A 23,342-nucleotide genomic window follows, 5' to 3' on the forward strand; every position below is an offset into this window, starting at 1 on the left:
TGTGTCTCTCAGATGTCATTGGTCGATGCCGTCGATAAGCGGCGCGCGAGCGTCGTCGCGAGGCCCGCGAAATGCGGCGTGGCGAATACGTCCTGAATGGCGATATCGAAGCCCGCCTTGCGCGCTGCATCGACGAAGCGCACGACCGCGAACGACGTTGCGCCTGCTTCGAAGAGGTCGTCGTTCGGCGTGAGCGCCTGGCCGTCGAAAAGCTCCCGCCAGATACGGGCGAGCGATCGTGCTTCGCTGCTGTCCTCGTTCGAACAAGCCTCCGATACCGCACTGCGCTGAACACATTCGAGCGCCCCTTCGCATGCGTCGAAGACATCGTGCGGCGCGTGAGCGAATTGCTCGACAGTCGCGAGATAACGCTTTGCAAGTGCGTCGACGAATGCGCCATCGATGCGTTCATTCGCGTATGAAAGCGCGCAACTCACGCGGCCATCCGCATACTCGGTGACGTCCAGTTCCAGATCGAACACCACGCGATGGCGCACATCGTCGAAGCCTTCGATGACAAGACCGGCCCATTCGCGCGTAGCCATCGCGGCCGGGCGCAGATAGTTGAACATCACCTGAAAGAGCGGGTTGCCCGCGCGGGGACGCTCCGCGCGCAACGCCGCCACGACATCGGCGAAGGGCACATCGGCGTGGGCGTACGCGGCGAGCGCGGCGTCGCGCACCGTGGCGAGCAGCGTCGCAGGCGTGTCGTGCTTCGTCATGCGCGTGCGCACGACGACCGCGTTGATGAAGAGGCCGAGCGCATCGCGCGCGGCATCGCCCGTCGATTCCCGTGTCGACGCAAGCACGCCGACAGGTTGATCACACGCGCCCGTCAGACGATGCAGCGCCGCGTTCAATGCCGCGTGCAGCAGCATCGGCAGCGTGGCGTGGCATTCGAGCGCAAACGCGCGGGCACGTTCGACGAGCGCATCGTCGAGTTCGAATGCGATGCGGCTCGCGAGCCATCGCGGATTGTCGACCCGGCCCGAACCGGGCGCGGGCAATGCCATCGCGGGCAAGTCCTGAAGCGTATCGCGCCAGAATGCGAGACGTGCGCCCGTTGCGGACGACGGCAACACCAACGCGTGCGACGCCCGCTCCGATACCGACGCGCCCTTTCGCAACGCGACATACGTTGAGCGGATATCGTCGAGCCACAAATCGATCGAGGTCCCATCGGACACGATGTGATGCACGACGAGCGAAAGCACGTGATCGTCATCGCAAAGACGAATCAGACGTGCGCGCCATAGATGTCTTGCGTGGGCGAGATCGAACGGTGTGAGCGCGTCTTCATCGGTGATGCGCTTCGTTTCGGCGATATCTCCCGCGACGTCAATGACCGGTAACTCGACACGCCACATCGGAGCGATACGCTGGCCCGGCAACGCGCCCTCGCGTTCGATCAGTTGCGTGCGCAAGGCCGGATGACGTGCGGCCGCTTGCGCGAGCGCTTCGCGCAAGGCATCCGCATCGAGCGATCCACGCAGACGCACCGCGACCGGAATGTTGTACGCGGCGCTCTGCGGCTGTGCCCGCCACAAAAACCAGAGACCGAGTTGCGCGGCGGAAAGCGGCCACTCGCCATGTTCATCGGGTTCGAGCACGGTTTTCACGGCTTCCGATGCACCTTCGCAAGCATGTGCCTGCAGCACACGCTTCGCGTATTGCGACAGCACCGGCGTTTCGAACAACGCGCGCACGGGCACGTCGCGTTCCAGCGTCTCCGCGATTCGCGTCACGACACGCACCGCCGCGAGCGAATGCCCGCCCAGTTCGAAGAAATGATCGGCACGTCCCACGCGTTCGATGTTCAACACCTCGCGCCAGATCTTCGCGAGCGCCGCTTCGATGCCCGCCGCCGGCGCTTCGTACACACGCTCCTTCTTCGGCGGCTCGGGCAGCGCCGCGCGATCGACCTTGCTGTTCGCATTGCGCGGCAACGCATCGAGCACGACGATATGCGCAGGCACCATGTAATCGGGCAAGGTGCGGCGCAGATGCGCGTCGAGTTCGGCGGCATCGGCGGAGCGGCCGAGCGCGGCGCGTTCGCGAGCATCGGCCTTCAGTTCGACATAGGCGACGAGCGCCGCCTGTGCGCCCTTGCCGCGCACCACGGCGCACGCTTCGCGCACATCGTCATGCGCCGCGAGTTGCGCTTCGATCTCGCCAAGCTCGATACGCAAACCGCGCAGCTTCACCTGATGATCGACGCGCCCGATGAAATCGAAGACGCCATCGGCACGGCGCCGCACGAGATCGCCCGTGCGATACAGACGCGCGCCCGGCTCGCCATATGGATCCGGCACGAAGCGCTCCGCAGTCAGCCCGGGTCGATCGAGATAGCCGCGTGCGACGCCCACGCCTTCGCCACCGAGATATAACTCGCCGATCACCCCGACCGGCAAGCGATTCAGCCGCTCATCGAGCACATGCGCGGTGCGCGCGCCGACCAGCGTACCGATCGGCAGATAGGCGCAATCAGCGAGCCTCGCAGGATCGTCGCCGGGATGGAACATCCACAGCATCGGCGTGATGACGGTCTCGGTCGGACCATAACCATTGACGATGCGCGCGTTCGGAAACGCACGTCGCATCAATGCGAAGGCTTCGCGCGATGTCGCTTCGCCGCCCACCGTGATCGACTTCAACGTAGCCGGCGCGCCATGCACGAGCGCCCATTCCGCGAGTTGCGTCGCGCAGCCGGGCGGCACGTAGGTCATCGTGACGCCTTCCCTGTTCATGAGCCTGCACGTCAGCGCGGGCGGCCAGAGCGTATCGGCGGTGATGGCGACAGCCGCACCCGAGATGTACTGCGAGAACCAGCCTTCATGCGCGCCGTCGAAGTTGACGGACTGGAACAGCATGAACGTGTCGCGTTCGGTCGCGCCATACCGCTCGGCGATCGCAACGCAATGGCGCGCGAACGAACCGTGATCGACGATCACGCCTTTCGGCTTGCCTGTCGAACCCGATGTATAGATCGCATAGGCCGCCTGTTCGGCAGCGACATCGGGCAACGCGATCCGCGAGGTTGCATCGTCGGCGTAGAGCGTTTCATCGTCGAGAAGCAGGACGTGGGCGTTATCAGGCACGGGCAGCGCATCGAGGCTCGCCCGTTCCGTCACGATGTGCTCGATACGCGCATCGTCGAGAATTTGCGCGAGACGTTCGCGCGGATGGCTCGGATCGAGCGGCACGAAAGCGCCGCCCGACTTCAGCGCCGCGATCAGGCCGACGAGCAGATCGACCGAACGGCTCAACGCCACGCCAACGCGCATCTCCGCGCGCACGCCCGCATCGATCAGCCGTTGCGCGATGCGCGCCGCGCGGGCATCGACGTCGGCGCGCGTGAAGGCGCGTTGCATATCGGCGACGCCGCGCGCATCGGGTCGCGCACGCGCGTGACGCGCGATGCGTTCGTGCACGGCGACGAATTCCGGCGCACGTTCGGGCGCATTGCGATTCCATTCGTCGAGCTGTGCGCGCTCGTCGTGCGGCAGCCATTGCACATCGCCGACGAGCGTTTGCGGCGCGTCGAGCGCATTGCGCAACAGTTCGATGAACCGGCGCGCGAGCCGTTCGATGGCATCGGCTTCGAAGAGATCGAGCGCATAGATGAAGGCCGCCGCGAGCGAACCGTCTGCGCGCTCCTCGAAGCTCGCGGTCAGATCGAACTTCGCGAACGGCGAGCCGGACGGCAATTCGGTCGCGCGCACATCGGCGAAAGCAGGCAACGCACGACGTGCGCCGTATGCGGCCATCACCTGAAAGAGCGGATGATGACTCGCGCTGCGCACGACGCCGAGCGCTTCGACCACTTGCTCGAACGGCACGTCCTGATGCGATTGCGCATCGACGAGCGCGCGTTGCGCCGCATCGACCAGCGTGGTGAACGGCTGCGTTGCATCGACCTGTGTAGCAAGCGTCAGCGTGTTGACGAAGAAGCCGATGAGGCCCGCCGTTTCCCCGCGCTCGCGGTTCGCCGCGGGCACGCCGATCCGGACATGCGTCTCGCCCGATGCACGCGCGAAGAGCGCATCGAGCGCGACGAGCAGCACGGCGAATGGCGTCGCACGGCGTTCGTTCGCGAAGGCGCGCAGGCGTTGGGCAAGCGCTGTATCGAGCGCGAACACATGACGTGCACCGCGCGCGCTGCGCTCGCCGGGACGCGGCCTCGCGCCGGGCAACGTCAGCACATCGCGCGACGGGTCGAGTCGCGCGCGCCAGAAATCCAGTTGCCGATCGCGCTCGCCCGCATCGAGCCAGCGTCGCTGCCACAGCGCGTAATCCGCATATTGAATCGGCAATGGCGCGACGGACACGGCTTCGCCTTTCGCATACGCGCGATAGAACGATGCAAGCTCGGCCAGCGCGATATCGGCGGACCAGCCATCGGACACGATGTGATGCGTCGTCAGCGATAGCCAGTGTGTGTTCGCATCGAGCCTGATGAGATGCGCGCGCACGAGCGGCACATGCGCGAGATCGAAGGGACGCGATTCATCTGCGAGCGCGAGCGCGGCGGCGCGCGATTCGCGTTCGTCAACCGGCACGTGCGTGAAATCCACCGACTGCCACGGACAACGCATCGGCGCATGCACGTTCTGCAGCACGCCGTCCGCGCCTTCCGCGAAGGTCGTGCGCAAGGCTTCGTGGCGCGCGATCAATGCATCGCACGAAAGGCGCAGCGCGTTTGCATCGAGCGCGCCGTCGAGTTGCAGGCGCTCGGTGATGTGATAGGCAGCGGGCTCGTCGATCATGCGCGCATGCAGCCACAGGCGCGTCTGCGCGAACGATGCGGGCACACGGACCTCCGATGGATCGCATGTTTCGCCTCTCGCACGCGGCGGAATCGGCAACATGCGAAAGTCGATGCCCGCATCCGCGAGCCGCGCGACGAACACCTTGCGCTGCGCATCGGGCAACTGCGCGAAGCGCGTCGCGAGCGAGAGCAGATCGGGTTGTGCCTTCGTCATGCGTGTCCTCTTTGTGTTGCATCTTTCATCGCGCGTCTCATTGCGTCTCCAGTTCATCGAGCAAGGCGTCGATCGCGCTTGCCGCGTCTTGCGCGCCGCCTGCGGCATCGCGTCGGGCAAGCGCGCTGTCGATCGCGGCAGCGCAGCGCGCGAGCGTGCGTTCGTCGAAGATCGTGCGCAGCGGCAGCGTGATCGACCAATGCAGGTTGGCTTGCGCGTTCGCTTGCGTTGCGAGCAGCGAGTGGCCGCCAAGCGCGAAGAAGTCGTCATCGCGGCCGATGGCTTCGATATGCAGCACGCGTTGCCAGATTGCGGCGAGCTCGCGCTCGGTCGGCGTTCGCGGGGCCTCGATCGTCTTTTGCCTGCGCGTCGGCGCGGGCAGCGCATTGCGGTCGCATTTGCCGTTCGGCGTGACGGGCAGCGCGTCGAGTGCGATCACATGGGCGGGCACCATGTAGACGGGTAGTTGCATTTGCAACGACTTCAGCACGGCGGCTTCATCGAACGTATCGGGCGCGGCGCACGCGATGTAGCCGATCAACCGTTCGTCGCGCAGGATCACCACCGCATCGCGCACATTCGGCTGCGCACGCAGCAGCGCCTCGATCTCGCCCGGTTCGATGCGCTGTCCGCGCAGCTTCACTTGGGTATCGATGCGGCCGAGATAGTCGAGCGCCCCGTCATCGCGTCGACGCGCGAGATCGCCGGTGCGATAGAGCCGTCCGCCCGCAACGAACGGATCGGGCACGAAGCGCTCCGCCGTCAAGGCCGCGCGACCGAGATAACCGCGTGCGAGACCCGCACCACCGAGATACAGCTCGCCGATGCCGCCGATGGGCACGGGATGCATTGCGGCATCGAGCACATGCAGTTGCAGGTTCGCGATCGGATATCCGATCGGCACCGAAGGCGCTTCGATATCGCTTGCCCCGCACGTCCAGTGCGATACGTCGATGGCCGCCTCGGTCGGACCGTAAAGGTTGTAGAGCCGCGCATCGGGCAAGAGCCTTGCGACACGCGCGACGAGCTCGGGCGCAAGCGCCTCGCCACTCGCGATGATTCGCTCGATGCTCGCGCAGCGCGCTGCCTCGCCGAATTCATCGATATGGGCGAGGAACGCCGCAAGCATCGACGGCACGAAATGCAGCGTGCTCACGCGATGCGCTTCGATCGTGGCGACGAGCCGCGCCGGATCGCGATGATCGCCAGGCGCCGCGATGGCGAGCTTCGCGCCCGTCGCGAGCGGCCAGACGAATTCCCATACGGATACATCGAAGCCGAACGGCGTCTTGTGCAGCACGACATCGTCGCTGGTCAGGCGATAGGCGTCCTGCATCCACGCGATGCGGTTCGCTAACGCGCCGTGCGTATTGCCCGCGCCCTTGGGCTTGCCCGTCGAGCCCGACGTGTAGATGAGATACGCGAGCTGCGCGTCGGCGACATCGATGGGTGTCGCGAGGCTCGCATCGCTTTGCATGAGCGCATTGATATCGAAGACACGCGCAGTGGATGCGACCGCTTCGACACGCTCGAGCAGATGCGCTTGCGTGAGCACGATGGCGGGCTTCGCATCGTCGAGCAGATACGCGATGCGTTCAGCCGGATATTCCGGATCGACAGGCAGATAGGCCGCGCCCGCCTTCAACACACCGAACAGCGCGACGACCATCTCGAACGAACGCTCGACGCACAGCGCAACCGCCGTGTCCGGTGCGGCGCCCGCGGCGACGAGCGCAGCCGCGACGCGATCCGCGCGTTCGTTCAGTTCGCCATATGTCATGCGATTCGACGCGCCATTGCCGGCGTTCATTTCGAGCGCGATGGCATCGGGCGCGGCCTTCGCCATGCGTTCGAATTGCCGATGCAGCGGCGCGCTTTGCGCATCGCTCCATGCGTGCGCGGTAGTGTTGAAACGAGCGGTGTCATCGGCGAGCGATACCGTACCCAGCGGAGCATCCGCATTCGCGGCGAATGCATCGAGACACGCGGACAACGCGCGATGCATCGCGGCCACACGCGATTCGTCCAGACGCGCCGCGTCGTATCCGTAATCGATGACGATCGATTCGCGCGCCTCCACCACGACCGTCAATGCGAAGTCCGTCGCTTCGATGTTGCGCAACTCGCGCATGTCCAGCGCGCGCGCATCGCGGCCAGCCCATGCTTCATCGACGGGATAGTTTTCGAACACGACGAGCGTATCGAAGAGTTCACCGCCACCTTGTCCTGCCCAGCGTTGAATGTCCGCAAGCGGCGTATGCGCGTGTTCGTTCGCCGCGGCGTTATCGGCCTGCAATTCGCGCAGCCATGCCGATACGGCGCGCTGCGGCAGCGGCGTCGTGATGACCGGGATCGTATTGATGAAGAGACCCAGCACGTCATCGATGCCGGCAAGCGCGTCGGGACGTCCCGCCACCGTCGCACCGAACGCAATGCTCGTGCGATGCGTCATGCGTTGCAGCGCGAGTGCCCATGCGCCTTGAACCAGCGTATTGAGCGTCACGCGAAGACGGCGCGCGGTATGGGTGAGGCGCGCGGTCGTCGCGGCATCGAGCGTCGCGCGCCACGTGCGGTGATCGTCGAGCGAAGGTTGCTCGCTCGCCTCGCGTTGCGCGATGCGTGTCGGCTCGTCGAGGCGTGCGAGTCGTTCGAGCCAGAAGGCTTCGTCCGCTTGCACGTCACGCGCGGCGAGCCACGCGATGAAGTCGCGATAATGCGTCTTCGCCTGTGTCGCGAACGGCTGCGCGCGCGGCGGCTCGATGTAATCGCGCAGCACGTCCGCGAACATGCGCGCGGTGCTCCATCCATCGAGCAGCAGATGATGACGCGTCCACACGATGCGCCATTCGTCGCCCGTCAATCGAATCAGCGTGACGCGCATCAATGGCGGCGATGCGAGATCGAAGCCGCACGCGCGGTCTTCGGCGAGCCATGCTTCGAACGAGGTCGACGCGTCAGTACGATCGCGCCAGTCGAGCACGTCGAACGGCATGCGCGCCTGGCGATGCACGATCTGCATCGGCGCGGCTTCATCGTGCGTGAAGCTGGTGCGCAGAATATCGTGACGTGGCACGGCCGCATCGAACGCCGCGCGCAATCTGTCTATATCCGGCGCGATCAGCGTTGCCGCGAGCTGATTCACATATGTCGATTGCTCCGGCGCGAACAGCGAATGGAACAGAATGCCCTGCTGCATCGGCGCGAGCGGATAGATATCGGCAACACCGCGCATATCGAACGTCATACGTTCGAGCGCCGCCTGCGTCAGGCCGCCATCGCGTGCGAGCGGAAAGTCGCCCGGCGTCGCGCCCGCGCCCTTCTGTTCGATGCGCGCGGCACATGCCGTGACGATATCGGCGAGTGCGTGCTCGAAACGCCGAACGAGCGCCTCGATCGTCGCGCGCTCGAACTGGGTCGAGCCATAAACCCAATGCAGCTTGAGCTTGCGTTCGTCGTTGCCGTCGACATAGGCGTGAATCGCGAGCGCGTTGCCGAGCGGGCCTGCCGGATCGCGCTCGCAGCCGGCGCCGCCGAAGCGCGGCGTGAATGCGGCGTCGCGCGTGCCGTGCGAATCGAACTGGCCGAGATAGTTGAAGGTCACGCGCGGACGATGCAACGCTTCGAGCGCGATGCGCGTCGCATCGTCGCCGTAATGGCGCAGCACGCCGAAGCCGAGACCCTTGTGCGGCACCGCTCGCAACGTGTCCTTCGTCGCAGCGAGCGTCTCTATCGGCGATGCTTCCACGGGAAGCGTCACCGGATAGTGACTCGTCAGCCAGCCGAGCGTGCGGCTTGCGTCGATATCGTCGAAAAGCGGCTCGCGGCCATGTCCTTCGAGTTCGATGCGGCATGTCACGCCTATCGCATGCGCGAGCGCCGCGATCAACACCTCGACCGTCTGCGTGCGATACGCGGCATTCGCTTCGGTGAACGCGGCATCGAGCGTCTGTTCGATGACCGTTGCATCGGCGTTCGTGGCCTTCGCGTGCGGATGATCGAGACGCAGATCATCGCCCGATGCGAGCATCGTGGTCCAGTAGTCCGCTTCGCCGGCGAATGGCGAAAGCGGATCGCGTGCAGCCTTCGCAAGACGCGCGGCCCACTGCGCCGCACTCGCGCCGGTACGCGTCAGGCTCGCGATGCCACGCGTTTCGGCCGCGCGATAGGCGCTCTGCAAGTCATCGAGCAGGATGCGCCACGACACGCCATCGACGATCAGGTGATGAATCGCCAGATAGAGCGTCGTGCGTCCGTCCGGCAGCGATGCGGCGAGCGCACACGCAAGCGGGCCGCGTGAAATGTCGAGCGTGCGCTGGATCGCATCGAAGTGCGCGAGGGCTTCGGTTTCATCGCTGGCTATGACGGTTGCGAGCGGCAGCGTGTCGAATGCCTTCTGCGCGTGCACGATGCGCCATGTATTCGCGGCGGGGTCGCGCTCGAAGCGTTGCCGGAAAATCTCGTGATGCGTGAGCAGCGCATCGAAGGCGCGCGCGAAGGTATCGAGATCGAAGGGCGCGCGCGTATCGAATTCGATCGACTGATTCCAGTGGCCGCGCTGCGGAATATCGAGCGCGAAGAAGCGCAGTTGCGCGGGCGTGAGCGTAGTCTCTTGCTCCGTTTGCTTCGCTACGATTGCGGGCGCTTTCGCTTCGGTCGTGTCTATCGGCCTGGCGATGAGCGCGAGTTGCGCAACCGTCGCGTTGTCGAAAACTTGCTTCGGCGTCGCGCGCAGCCCGCGCTTGCGCAGACGCGCGATCACCTGCAGCACGAGAATCGAATCCCCGCCGAGTTCGAAGAAGTTATCGTCGCGGCCGACATGTTTCGCCTTCAACACGTCCTTCCACACGGATGCGATCGCTTCCTCGACATCGCCTCGGGGCGCATCGCTCGTTGCGGCGGATTCGACCGGTTTCATCGCGATATCGCGCAGCGCGGCGCGATCGATCTTGCCGTTGGCCGTCACCGGCAACGCGTCGAGCAGGAAGATCGTCGCGGGCACCATGTAGTCGGGCAAGCGCGCGGCCAGTGCATCGCGCAGCGTGGCTTCGTTGTTTCCGGAACCGCTCACGAAGGACGCGAGTTGAATGCGGCCATCGCGATCGATCGGCAAGGTTTCCGCCTGCACGACACCTTCGATCGCACGCAGCGCCGCGCTCACTTCGCCCGGCTCCACGCGATAGCCGCGAATCTTCACCTGATCGTCGAGCCGCCCGAGAAACACGATGCGCCCATCGGCGAGAAGACGCACGCGATCGCCCGTGCGATAAAGCCGTTCGCCGCGCGCGAACGGATGCGGCACGAAACGCTCTGCCGTAGCGGCCGCGCGGCCGAGATACCCACGCGCAACGCCGGGGCCGCCGAGATACAACTCGCCGATGCCACCGGGTGGCACACACGCGCCGGCCGCATCGAACACATACGCCTGAGCATTCGGTAACGGACGTCCGAGCGGCGCGCCTTGCGAACTGCGTTCATCGTCATTGAAAGCCGATGCTTCGCATGCAAGCGCGCCGACTGTCGCTTCGGTCGGGCCATAGTGATTGATCACGCGGCATGCGGGCTTCAATCTCTTCACACGATCCACGAGCGTCCACGGCAGCAACTCGCCGCCCGTCACGAGCGCATGCGAAGGCAATACATCGGCGGGATGCTGCGCTTCGAGCAACGCATGCAGATGACTCGGCACGATCTTCAACACGCCCACATCTCGCGCGCGCATTTCCGCGGCGAAGCGGTCAGGATCGAACGCGCACTGCGCAGGCAGCAGATGCAGCGTGCGTCCCGAGCACAACGCGCCGAAGAGCGTCGTGTGACCGAGATCGGCGGCGACGGTCGAGACCATCGCCATCGATGCGCCCGGCGCGAACGTGAGTTCATCGAGCAGGCCTTGCACGTAATCGGCCAGCGCGCGATGCGGCACCGCGACGCCCTTCGGCGTCCCCGTCGAACCGGACGTGAAGATGACGTATGCGGTCTGTTCCGGTGCGGGTTGCAGGCGTTGCGCAGCGGCATTCGCGAGCGATGCATCATGCGCGAGCGTATCGGCATCGAACATTCGCGCGTTGCCGAGTGCTCGAGGCGCGTTGCCGTCCTTCTTTGCGATGAGCGCGAGACGTGCGCCGCATGCTTCGATCGCGGCGTCCAGGCGCGCTTGCGGCATCGCAGGATCGAGCGAAACCACGTACGCACCCGACTTCATCGCGCCGATCAACGCGACGACGAAGCCCGCGGAACGCTCGATGCAGACGGCGACCGCTCGCTCCGCCCCCGCGCCCTGCTGACGTAACGCGAGCGCGATGCGGTTCGATGCATCGTCGAACTCGGCGAAACTGAGTTGCGTGTGCGCGTCGGCGAGCGCGATGCGATGCGGCGTAGCGCTCGCATGCTGAGCGATCAGCGCGAGGACGTCGTTGGCGTGGAAGGTAAGCGCACGGCCTCGTTGCCATTCGCTCTGTGCCGTGCAGTTCAGCGATGCAATCGGGCGCGATGGATCGCGCACCGCATCGGCGACGAGTGTCGCGAAGCTCGCGAGCCACGCGTGTGCCGTTGCGTCGTCGATGCAATCGAGCGCATGCGCCGCGACGAGTTCGATGCCGCGCGCATCGTCGATGAAGTCGATCGCGAGATCGAAGCGCGCCGCAAGGTCAGGACCGGGCTTCGCGATCGCCGATGCATCCGGCAACGTCGCCTTAAATTCCGCATCGAATTGCTGAGCGAACTTCACGCGCAGCCATTCGTCGCCGCGCGCGACGGGCGGCTTCACGGCATCGAGCACGCGATCGAAGGGCACGTCCTGATGCGCGAATGCCGCGAGCGCATCGGCGCGCACTTCATCGAGCAATGCGGAGAAGCTCCGATGCACATCGACGCGCGCACGCAATGCCAATGTGTTGAGGCACAGGCCGATGAGCGACGCGGTCTCAGGCCGCTGCCGATGCGCGACCGGCACCGCGACCACGAAATCGTTTGCGCCGGTCAATCGATGCAGCCACGCATCGAACGCGGCCAGCAGCACGACGAACGGCGATGCCTGTGCACTGCGCGCGAGCAGGCGCAATGCGTTCGATGTATCGACGGACAAGCGCAGCGACACGCGTCCACCGCGATGATCGCGTTCAGCGGGACGCGCGCGGTCATAGGGAAGCGCGAGCGGCGTGGGCGCCGCGCGCAGCGCTTCACGCCAGTAAGCAAGCTGACGCTCGCCCTCTTCGCTCTCAACGAGATCGCGTTGCCATTGCGCGTAGTCCGCGTACTGGATCGGCAACGCGGGCAGCGATGGCGCGTTGCCCCGCGCATACGCCGAATAAGCGTGCGCGAGTTCATCGAAGACGATGCGCGAGCTATAGCCATCCGTGATGGCGTGATGCGCCGTCAGCATCAGCCGATGCGATGCAGCGTCGAACGAGACGAGCGTCGCGCGCAACAGCGGACCGTTGGACAGATCGAACGCGTCGCTTGCATGACGTTGCGCGAGCGCGTCGGCATCGTCGGTTGCATCGAGGTGCACGCGTTCCATCGTCACCGGCAAGGACGCGTGAATGCGCTGCATGACGATGCCGTCCTCGTTTTCGACGAGCGTCGTGCGCCAAGCCTCGTGACGCTCGATCACATGATCGAGCGCGCGTTGCAGCGCGTTTGCATCGAGTGTGCCGCTGATGTCCCAATGGCCCGCGATGTGATAGGCCGCACTCGCGTCGCGCGTTTGCGCGAGCACCCAGAAGCGCTGCTGCGCGAACGATGCGGGTCGGTCGATATGACGCGCGTTCGCCGATGCCGTGCGCTTCACGATCGACACGCCGCGCGTTTCCTTCTCACTCGCGTCGATCAACGCGCTCAGCGCGTCGAGCGATGGATCGTCGAAGATCGCGTCGAGGCGCAGATTCACGCACCAGTCGATGCGAATGGCCGCTTGCAGTTGCATCGCCGCGAGCGAATCGCCGCCGCGTTCGAAGAAGCGATCCGTTCTGCCGATGGGCGCGGCATCGTCGAGAATGCGCTGCCAGGTCTGGGCAAGACGGCGCTCGGTATCGGTGGCGGGCTCGATGTGATCCGCGTCATGCCGTGCCGATATCGAAGCCGCTTGCGCCTTCAGTGCATCGCGGTCGAGCTTGCCGTTCAGCGTATAAGGCAGGCGCGCAACGCGCACATAGCGATGCGGCAGCCACGCCGCGGGCAATCGTTCCGAGAGATACGTCTTCAAGGCGGCATCGTTCGCGGCTTCATCGGCGATAGCGAAGCAGGCGGTTAATTGTGTGCGGCCGTTCGTCGAATCGGCGAGCACGGCTGCATCATGAACCGATGGATGCGCGCGCAGGCACGCCGCGATTTCCGCGGGCTCGACACGCACGCCGCGAACCTGCACCTGATCGTCGATGCGGCCGAGATAATCGTAGACGCCATCGGCACGTTCGCGTGCGAGATCGCCCGTGCGATAGATGCGCGCGCCCGGCTCGCCCGAAGCATCGGGCACGAAGCGCTCGGCCGTCAGCGCCGCGCGTCCGTGATAACCGCGCGCGATGCACGCACCGCCGAGCAACAGTTCACCTTCTTCGATGCGCGCGACACGCGGCCCGATCACGCGTCCGATGGGCAACGACGCGTAGGGATCGGCATCGTTCAGATCGGGTGTGACGTGCGGCTCGACAGGCCAGAGCATCGGCGAGATGACGGCTTCGGTCGGCCCGTAACCGTTGATGAGACGCTGCGCCGCGAACACACGGCGCACGCGCGCGAACGCTTCGCGCGACAGCGCTTCGCCGCCGAACGCGAGCACGCGCAGCGATGCGGGCACGCCTTCGCGCTCGGCAACGGCCGCGAACTCGCGCAGATAAGCCGGCGGAAACGCCGCGACGTTCACGCCCTCGCGCTCGATCAGCGCATGCGCCGCCTCGGGCGCGAACGGCGGCGGCGCCGTGATGACGACGCGCGCGCCCACCGCGAGCGGCGCGAGCCAGCATTCGTGCGCGGCATCGAAATTGACCGACGCGAAGTGCAGCAGGCTATCGCCCTCGCCGATGCCAAGCGCCGTCGCGAGCGCATCGCAATGCGCGGCGAGCGGACCGTGCTCGACGACGACGGCTTTGGGCGTGCCCGTCGAGCCCGAGGTGTAGATCATGTATGCGGCCGCGCGCGGATGCACGGGTGCTTCGTCATCGAACGAGGGCGCATCGCCCGAATCATTCCGTATCTCGAAGCACAGGTTGAAGCGGGCACGCATCGCATCGTCGGCGCCTGCATCGACGATGCCGTGCGCGAGATTCGCATCGTTCGCGATCCAGTCGAGGCGCGCGGCAGGATGATGCGGATCGAGCGGCACGAAGACGCCGCCCGCTTTCAGCACGGCAAGGAGCGCGACGAACAGTTCGCAAGAACGCTCGACGCATACGCCGACGCGCACTTCCGCACCGACGCCTGCCGCACGCAGTTGCGCCGCGAGACGCGACGCGCGGGCATCGAGTTCGCCGCGTGTGAGACACGCATCGTCATGGGCATCGAATGCGAGCGCGGCCGCTTCGGGTCGAAGGCGCGCGAGGGCTTTGATACGAAGATGCAGCGCGGTCGGGAAACTCGTCATCGGCATGAAATTCCTTCGGGGTTCTGGCCGCGCCGGAAAGAGCTGCAGCATGAACGGGGCGCCGCTGGAAATGCGGCTTCACTCGGGATGACGATTCGCGCGAAAAAATTTTTACCGCTTTTCATGCGCTAAAGATTCGGCGTGCTGAAACGTCTGTTTCTAGAGGCGCACTCGGCGCCGTCTTCCCGACTACAGCGATGCCTTGCCAATGACTGCTATCAACGAGCCTTTAGACTTTTCCGCCGGACAGAAGCCCGCGGCGCGCCTGATCCTCGCACTGCTCAAGCGTGCGCGCGGTGCGTTCGCGATCGCGCTGATCGCCTGCATCATGAACGGCATCGCGAGCGTGATGCTCGTCGCGACGCTCAATCGCGCACTGTCCGCGCCTTCATCGGCCGATGGCGCGCTCGCGTGGCGGTTCGCGTTATGCGCGGTCATCGCGTTATGCACGCGCGTCATCTCGGGCGTGCTTTTCGCGCGGCTCTCGCAGGACACGATGGCGCAATTGCGCGAGCATGTGGCGCGGCGCGTGGCGTCGGCCGAGCTGCGCGATGTCGAGCGCATCGGCGCGGCGCCCGTGCAATCCGTCCTGACCGACGATGCCACCAACGTCTCGATGCTCTTCTTCGCGTTGCCGAACATCGTGATGCACGGATCGATCGTGTTCGGCTGCCTCGGCTATCTCGCGTGGCTGTCGTGGCCGGTGTGCCTGCTTGCGCTCGCGGCCATCGTCACGGGATCGCTCGGCTATCACCTCGGCGACAGGCGCGCGATCGCATCGCTCGAAGCCGCGGGGCAATCGCAGGACAAGTTGTTCGGCTATCTCGGCGCGCTCTTTGCGGGCGCAAAGGAATTGAAGCTGCATCGCGCGCGCTCGCAACAATTCGTCGACGGCCAACTCGGCGCGGCGATCGGCGAGGTGCGCGATCATCGCCGTCGTGCGTTCAGCGCGTATGCGATCGGCGTCGGCTGGATCATCTTTCTGTTCTATGGGTTTCTCGGCGCGGCGGCGTTCTGGCCTTCGCTCGGCGTGCGCGCGGATGCCGCCGCGACCGCGGGCTATGTCGTCGTGTTTCTCTTCATGCTCGTGCCGCTCGATGGCCTGCTCAACAACATCCCGACGCTGAATGCGGCGCGTGTTTCGCTCGCGCGTATCGAGAAGGTGATGGCGGAGTTCGGCGGTCTGCGTGTGCCTGCGTCGGCGGTTTCATCGACGCATGATGCGGGCTTCGAAACGCTCACGATGCGCGGCATCACGCATTCGTATTTTCATGAGCGCGATGAACGCATGTTCCGTATCGGCCCGGTCGATCTGACATTCAGGCCGGGCGAGCTGGTGTTCATCGTCGGGGGCAACGGCAGCGGCAAGACCACCCTTGCCAAAGTGCTGACGGGGCTTTATGAGCCGGAGTCGGGTGTTATCGAAGTCGATGGCAAGGCTATCGGCATGAGTGAGCGCGCGGCGTATCGCGAGCGCTTCACGGCCGTGTTCAACGATTTCCATCTGTTCGATGCCCTGCTCGGCATCGTCGATCCTGACGATGCATCGCGCGCGGCGGCCGATGAGCGCGCGAATGCGCTCGTCGCGAAGCTGGCGCTGGATCACAAGGTGAAGGTGATCGATGGCGCATTCTCCACGCGCGCTCTCTCGACCGGGCAGCGCAAGCGGCTTGCGTTGGTGGTGGCGTATCTGGAGGACCGGCCGCTTTATCTCTTCGACGAATGGGCGGCGGATCAGGACCCGGCGTTCAAGGCGGTGTTTTATGAGCAGTTGTTGCCGGAGTTGCGCGGGCGCGGGAAGACGGTGATCGTCGTTACGCACGATGACCGGTATTTTTCGATCGCGGACCGGGTGTTGAAGCTGGAGAACGGGGTCGTGGTGAGTGAGACGCGGGGCGCGGGGGTCAGGGGCGCGGTTGTGGACGTGAAGGGGAATGGGACGGTGGGGTGAAGGTGGGCGGGGCGTGATGCCCCGCCGCCAAGGACCATTCGACGGCGCTACGGAGCAGTTCGCGGCAACGCCAGCAACTTCTCCGTAATCACATCCCCGAGCCGCAACGCCGACATCGGCCCGCCGAAACCCCAGATATTCGGCTCGACGAGCGTCACGCGCCCTTCTCTCTTCGCGGGCACGAAGCGCCAGACGGGCGAATCCAGTTTCGCCTCGACAGGCGCATCGGCGCCCGACGCGGTCACGAACAACACCGCCACATCGGGCCGCTTCAAAAAGTCCGCCGACGTCACATACACCGTGCCTTCGCGCGTCGGCTTCTCCGGCCACAGCTTCACGCCGAGCGCGCGCGCCACGCCCGCCGCCGTGCTGTTGCCCGTGTAAGCCCAATAGCGATCGGGCAAGCCGAGTTCCTGCAAGAGCGCGAAGCGCGTGCCCGACAAACCCGCCTCCCGCAAACGCGCCGCATCGCGGGCCAGGCCCGCATCGAGCTTCGCATCGGCATCGCGTGCCTGTTGCTCGCGTCCCGTCATGCAGGCGATCGTGTGAAAGATGCTGCGCGTCCATTCGAGCTGCGTGCGCGCGCCGTCGCCGTTGCCGTTCGCGACATCCGGGCTGAACTGAAACAGCACCGTCGGCGCAATGCGGTCGGCCATCGTAATACTCGGGATCGACCACGCCGACGGGCGTCAGGTCGAGCGCCGCCACATCCTCCGCGAACATGAATTCGAGTACGACGATGCGCTTCGGATGCACGGGCATCGTCTTGCTGAACTGCGAGACGGTCGGGTTGCCCGCGAGCGGCGCGCACGCGTTCGCATCGCCGGCGAGCGCGTTGCGCGCGGCGAACGCGAAGCACACACAGGCGGCAAGCGAAAGCGCGCGCTTCACCGGATGGCGTCCTGCAACGCGAGTTCGTCGTCGCGCATCGTCAAAAGCAGCGGGCAGCTTGCGCACAGTTGCGTCTCTCCGGGAATTTCATAGCGCACGCAGCATACGCGGCGCGCGCGAAACGGGCTGGGCAAGAGCGGCGAACGCGGCGTCGTGTCGCGTATCGGCGTGCGCAGCGGGTTCGCATCGTCGGGGCGAAAGAGCCATTCGGCGTCGATGTCTTCATCACTCACATTCGACGGGCAACTCGCCAGCAAGTAATCCAGCAGATTGCCCGCGTTGCTCCACAGCACGCGCGGCGCGATCTTCGTCATGCCCGCGATCATGCCGATCACGCTATCCAGATGCGCGATGAGGCCCGCATAACGCAGCGCGGGATCGGCTGCGGGCGCGCGCAATGCGTCGGCGTCGAAATGAAGCGCGGCGGGCATGCCTTCTTTCAGCACGAGCCAGGTGCGCTCGGGCGACATATCGAGCGGACGTCCGAGCAGCCGCGCCGCCGCCACGCCCGCAGGCGCTGCAAGGCCGAAGTAGTACTTGCTCCACTGCGACAGCAACGCGCGCGCATGCAGTCCGGCATCGCCGCCATACAGCGCGGTCATCGCGGCGAGCAAAACGTCGCGGTGTGCGTGCAACGATGTCAGCGGGATGCACAGGGTATCGTCGCCGAAGGATTCGCAAGGCGTGCCGAGCCACACGTTCTGCAGATACGGCGCAAGCGCGGCCGGCGCGAACTCCGCGAAGCTGCGCGCTCGATGCATCATCGCGTGCGGCCTCGTCGATGGTCGCGCCGCGTCTCGATGACGAGCAGCGCCAGCATATAAGGCGCGCCGATCAGCGCAGTCAGCACGCCCGCCGGAATCTCGCGCGGCGCGAGCAGCGTGCGCGCGGCGAGATCGGCGGATGCGAGTATCAGCGCGCCCAGCAGCGCCGCGAACCAGAGCCGCGTGCCGTGCGAGCGCGCGCCGAGCATCGCCGCGAGATGCGGCGCCATCAGTCCGATGAAGCCGACCGGCCCCACCGCCGCCACCGCCGCGCACGCGGCGAGGGTCGCCACCGTCAGCACGAGCGGACGCAGCAGCGCGATCGGAAGGCCGAGCGCGGACGCCTGATCGTCGCCGAGCGCGAGCAGATCGAGCGGACGCGCGATCGACGCGAACACCGGCAACGCGAGCACGCACCACGGCAGGATGGTCGCGACTTCGCCCCAGCTCCTTCCATACGTGCCGCCGACGAGCCACACGACGAAGCGCGCCGGCTGCACGCTTTGCTGCGTGATGAGCCATTGCGCGAGCGTCGTGCACAGCGTCCCGATGACGATGCCCGTCAACGCCACCGCAAGCGGCGCGTACCGATGCCGCCGGTTGAACAGCAGCGTGATGACGAGCGTCGCGCCGCCGCCGGTCAACGCGGCGGCAGCGAGAAAGAGATGCCCCGCGAGCGGCCAGATCATCAGCGCGGCGAGCGTCGCGAGTCCCGCGCCCTGCGTCACGCCGAGCACTTCCGGACCCGCGAGCGGATTGCGCACGATGCTTTGCATCAGCACGCCGCTCGCCGCGAGCATCGCGCCCGCGAGCAATGCGCAGAGCAAACGCGGAACGCGCAGTTCGAGCAGCATGCGGGCGATGTCATCGCGATGCGTGAGCGCATCGATCCAGCGCGCGGGGCCGAGCATCGTCGGACCGATGGATGCGCCGATCAACAGCACCGCGCATCCGCTCACGAGCAGCAACGCCGTGAGCGCGGGCCACGGCAGCGCGGACATCGCCTGCACCGCGCGCATGCCGCGCTTCACCGATTCGCGCGCCGGGCCCGCGTGCAGTGCGCCGGACCACGCCGCGCCGCTGCGGATCATCGCGAGCATCAGCGGCGTGCCGACGAACGCAATGGCGACGCCCGTCGACAAGGTCGAATCGAGATCGAGCGCAAGCACGGCGCTGTCGGTGGCGAGCACCAGCGCGCCGCCCGCCAGCGCCGAGAGCGGCACGAGCGCCGCCAGCTTCGACGCCTTCGCGCCGCGCATCCGACGCAGCAGATTCGGCGCGATCAGCCCGACATACGACAGCGGCCCCGCGATCGCCACCGCGACGCTCGCGAAGCCCACGGCGACGGTCATCGCGAAGAGGCGTGCCGCATCGACATTGACGCCAGCGGCCGCGGCGGCATCGTCGCCGAGCGCGAGCGGATCGAGCGGACGCATCACGAACGGCAACGCGACGAGCGGCAACACGAGCCACCCGAGCGCCGACATCAATCCCGATGCGCCCGGCTGATACAGACTGCCGCTCGCCCACAGCGACGCACCGACGACCGTCTGCTCGAAGAACGCGAGCAACAGCGTCGAGATCGCGGAGAAGAGCAGCATGCACACGCTGCCCGCGAGCACGAGCCGCAAAGGCGTCGCGCGCCAGCCGCCCGCCGCGGCCGCGACGCAGCCCGCCGCCGCGAGGCCGCACACGAACAGCAGCGGCACGGACGCCGCGCCGACGATCTCCGGCGCGATCATCGCCGCGAGCAGGCCGAGTTGCGCCCCGCCAGTGATGCCGAGCAGATCGGGCGCGGCGAGCGGATTGCGCGTCAACGCCTGAAAGAGCGCACCCGCGACGGCGAGACAGCCGCCCGCGACCAGCGCCGCCGCGACGCGCGGCGCGCTCAGATCGAACAGGAAGACATGCGCGAGCTGCGCGGCATCGCTGCCCGATGGCGCATCGAGCCAGGCGCGCCATTCAGGACCGAGACGCAGCGCGGCGAGCGCGAGAATCAGCGCGATCAACGCAGCGGCGATCACGCCGACACGATCCGGCGCGGCCACGCGATGCCGCGTCGCCCTGGCTGTGGCGAGCATCGTCATGTTCTGCCGCGCCCCGCGATCAGATCGATGACGAAGGACACGCGCGCCCAGAAGGCATTCGCGCGATGCAGGCGGCGTCGGGTGGAAAGCGTCGTCATGCCGCGATATCCCTTTCCCTGGCGTTGTCATACGCGGGCACGCACATCGGCGCGCCCGTCTGCGGATGCGTGACGCGCAGCATGCGCACGCCGAAGGTCTCCTGCAAATGGCGCGGATCGATGATCGCTTCGGGCGTGCCTTGCGCGACGATGCTTCCCGCGCGCATCAGCACGATCTCGTCGGAAAACGCGGCGGCCTGATTCAGATCGTGCAGCACCCAGACGATCGTCAGGCCGCGCTCGCGATTCAAGCGGCGCAATTCGCGCAGGATGTCGAGCTGATGATGAATGTCGAGATACGTCGTCGGCTCGTCGAGCAGGACGATGGGCGCTTCCTGCGCGAGCGCCATCGCGATCCACGCGCGCTGACGCTCGCCGCCGGAGAGCGCGGCGACATCGCGCGCGGCGTCGTCGATGAGGCCGCTCGCGTCCAGCGCCGCATCGATGGCCGCGTGGTCCGCGCTCGTGAGACCGCGCATCCAGCCGCCGTGCGCGTAGCGTCCATACGCGACCAGCTCGCGCACCGTGAGGCCCGCCGGAATCTGATTGAACTGCGCGAGCATCGTGAGCGTGCGGGCGAGCGCGCGGCGGCGCATCGACGCGATCGGCTGGCCGTTCACGGTCACTTCGCCCGAACGCGCGGGTTGCAATCCGGCGAGCGTGCGCAACAGCGTGCTCTTGCCGCAACCGTTCGGCCCGCATAACGCGGTGATGCGCCCCGCCGCGATATCGATGTCGAGGTTCGCCAACACCACATCGTCGCGATAAGCCACCGTCAATGAACGCGCGCGCAGCGCCGTGCGGACCGTCATCGCGCCTCGCGGTAACTCTGCGCCATCGCGACGACGACCTTGCGCGGCCCGTCGAACGGATCGCGTGCGTGCGCGGTGAGCATGTTGTCGAGCATCAGCACGTCGCCGGTGAGCCAGGGAAACACGATGCGCTGGTCGTCGAGCACCGCGCGGATTTCGGCGAGCGCATCGGCTTCGAGCGGCGCGCCGTCGCCGTAATAGACGTTGCGCGGCACGTTGTCCAGACCGACGGCATCGACGAGCGCTTCCTGCATGTCCTCGTCGAGCGTCGACAGATGAAAGAGATTCGCCTGATTGAACCAGACCATGTCGCCCGTGCGCGGATGACGCGCGACCGCCTGACAGAGCTCTTCCGTGCGCAGCAGCAGTTCGCCGTCCTCGCCGTCGCGCCAGCCGCACGCGATACCGCGCGCCGCGCAGATGCGTTCGACCTCGCGCGGATCGTCCGTGCCGAACGCGTTCTGCCACGGCAGGTCGAGCCCTTGCCCGAAGTTGCGCACATAGCGCAGCTCGCGCTTCGCGAAGCGTTCGACGAGCGCCGGATCGAGCGCGCGATACACCGCGCGGCTGTCGGCGATCGGCGTCGCGCCGCCCGAGCGCGCCGCGAGCGCGCAGTGAAACCAGATGCGCATCGGCCATTCGCGCGTATACGACTGCTCGTTGTGCAGCGGAATCGAGCGATGCGGCGGATATTCCGTCGACGTGTACACCGCGCCCTCGACCTGGCTGCGCGGCGTCGATGCGAACTCATAGCCGATCAGCGGATCGCCGAACGATGCGGCGAAGCGCTGGAACGCCTCGATCGACTCGACGCGAAAGCCGGTGAAGCGCACGCCGCCCGCGCGTTCGAGCGATTCGGCGACGATCGCATGCAGCAGCGGCGCGGCGTCGGCGAGCGCGATGTCGGCGCCCGCGCGCGGCGATACGACGACCGGCAAGCCCGCCTCGATGCGCAGATCGGCCAACTGGATCGCTTTCACTGGGAGTTCGGTCATGCGATGTCCCGGATCAGTTGAGTTGCGACTTCGCCTGCGCGCTCAACGCGTCCATGTGACGGCGCAGGCTCGCGGGCCGCATATCGGTCCACACGGTTTCGATGTACGCGAGGCAATCGGCCTTCGCGCCGCGCTTGCCGGCTTCGCGCCAGCCCGCGGGCACGTCGCGGAAGGTCGGCCAGATCGAGTACTGCTCTTCTTCGTTGATGACGACCGTGTAGACGAGATCGTCCGCTGCCTGGTTCTGCTGTTGCGTCATGGTGATGTGTCTCTCTGGTTCGCGGCGCGTGCGGCGCCTTCATCGAATAGACGTTCGGGGCGCGCGCTTTTTTACCGCCGCCGCGCCCGCCCGCCGACGAACGCCGGACACTCGACATTGCGCTCGCACGCGTCGAGGCAATCGGCGCAATGCTGTTGCGCGTCGCGGACCATGAAGTGCACGAGCGTCTGCGAGACGTTCAGCGCGCGCGCCGTGCTCTCTAGCGTCTCCTCGCGCAGGCGCACCATTTCGAACGCGGCGCGGCTGCGGTCGGGCAACTGCGCGAGCGCATCGCAGACGCGCCGCAGCGTATCGCGCGCCTGCGCGCTCGCTTCGGGCGTCAGTTCCTGCGAGGGCACGTCGAGGCCGTCCTCCTCGTCCGCGCGATAGATGTTTTCGAGGCTTTGCCGCCTGCATGCGTCGATCGACGCGTTGCGCACCATGCGCGCGATGTAGCCCATCGGCTGACGCACCTCGTCCTGCCGCGGCAAGCCGATGAGATGGAGGAAGACGTCCTGCACCACGTCTTCGGCACGGCTCGCGCAACCCACGACGCCGCGCGCCAGGTTCACGAGCATCTGCCGGTTGGCGACGGCGATATCGAGCAGGCTCGGCGTCGCGGCGCTCGTCTGCGGCGATGGCTCCGGCGTGACGCGCGTGGCCGGCCCGGGCCAGTACGCATCGAGAGACAGATTTGACGGGGGCGGCGGCGAGATGGAAGTCCGTTTCGACGATGCCTGCTGAACGACGCGCATGTAAGCCATGAATCGTGCTCCACTTTCACAGGAGCCGCAAAGCTAGCGTAAACGCGAATCATTCTCAACGTCAGCCCTACATGACAGCAGGTTGTAAGATTTCGTCCTTTCGAGCGCATTCCGTGTGTAGATACGGAAGCCCGCGAAGCGGACGAAATGTCAAGGACGCGCAGG

9 protein-coding genes and 1 pseudogene are annotated in these 23,342 nt (G+C 66.2%); 1 reads left to right on the forward strand and 9 read right to left on the reverse strand.

The window, feature by feature from the left end:
- Window positions 1-8: 8 nt before the first annotated feature.
- Together AWB78_RS25075 and AWB78_RS25080 are read right to left on the reverse strand one after the other, a co-directional pair.
- On the reverse strand, window positions 9-4,982 hold the full coding sequence (locus AWB78_RS25075) for a non-ribosomal peptide synthetase (RefSeq protein ID WP_062608709.1): 4,974 nt from the start codon (window positions 4,980-4,982) through the stop codon (window positions 9-11).
- Between the two features lie 37 nt (window positions 4,983-5,019).
- Entirely contained in the window at window positions 5,020-14,556 is a 9,537-nt protein-coding gene (locus AWB78_RS25080; protein WP_062608710.1) for a non-ribosomal peptide synthetase, read from the reverse strand.
- Window positions 14,557-14,764: 208 nt separating this feature from the next.
- Between AWB78_RS25080 and AWB78_RS25085 the strand changes: the two genes are divergently transcribed.
- A complete protein-coding gene (locus tag AWB78_RS25085; protein WP_062608687.1) occupies window positions 14,765-16,507 on the forward strand; it encodes a cyclic peptide export ABC transporter in 1,743 nt (580 codons plus the stop codon).
- Between the two features lie 47 nt (window positions 16,508-16,554).
- Here the strand turns inward: AWB78_RS25085 and AWB78_RS25090 are convergent.
- The 7 genes and pseudogenes from AWB78_RS25090 to AWB78_RS25120 form a co-directional block, all read right to left on the reverse strand.
- A pseudogene (locus AWB78_RS25090) lies at window positions 16,555-17,398 on the reverse strand (ABC transporter substrate-binding protein).
- Complete coding sequence (gene fhuF, locus AWB78_RS25095) at window positions 17,395-18,162, reverse strand: siderophore-iron reductase FhuF (RefSeq protein ID WP_062608688.1); 768 nt, start codon at window positions 18,160-18,162, stop codon at window positions 17,395-17,397. Before fhuF ends, AWB78_RS25090 begins: the two are co-directional and overlap by 4 nt.
- Entirely contained in the window at window positions 18,159-20,249 is a 2,091-nt protein-coding gene (gene fhuB / locus AWB78_RS25100; protein WP_062608689.1) for a Fe(3+)-hydroxamate ABC transporter permease FhuB, read from the reverse strand. The genes fhuF and fhuB overlap by 4 nt, the downstream gene beginning before the upstream one ends.
- Before the next feature lie 94 nt (window positions 20,250-20,343).
- Entirely contained in the window at window positions 20,344-21,159 is an 816-nt protein-coding gene (locus AWB78_RS25105) for an ABC transporter ATP-binding protein (RefSeq protein WP_062608690.1), read from the reverse strand.
- A complete protein-coding gene (locus AWB78_RS25110; RefSeq protein ID WP_062608691.1) occupies window positions 21,156-22,154 on the reverse strand; it encodes a TauD/TfdA family dioxygenase in 999 nt (332 codons plus the stop codon). Before AWB78_RS25110 ends, AWB78_RS25105 begins: the two co-directional genes overlap by 4 nt.
- 13 nt (window positions 22,155-22,167) lie before the next feature.
- The gene (locus tag AWB78_RS25115; protein ID WP_062608692.1) at window positions 22,168-22,413 is read right to left on the reverse strand and encodes an MbtH family protein; all 246 of its coding nucleotides are present in this window, start codon (window positions 22,411-22,413) and stop codon (window positions 22,168-22,170) included.
- A gap of 71 nt (window positions 22,414-22,484) precedes the next feature.
- Window positions 22,485-23,177, reverse strand: coding sequence for an RNA polymerase factor sigma-70 (locus AWB78_RS25120; RefSeq protein ID WP_062608693.1), 693 nt, complete (start codon window positions 23,175-23,177; stop codon window positions 22,485-22,487).
- Window positions 23,178-23,342 lie beyond the last annotated feature (165 nt).

This window comes from Caballeronia calidae, from assembly GCF_900044055.2.
GTDB classification, from domain to species: Bacteria; Pseudomonadota; Gammaproteobacteria; order Burkholderiales; family Burkholderiaceae; genus Caballeronia; species Caballeronia calidae.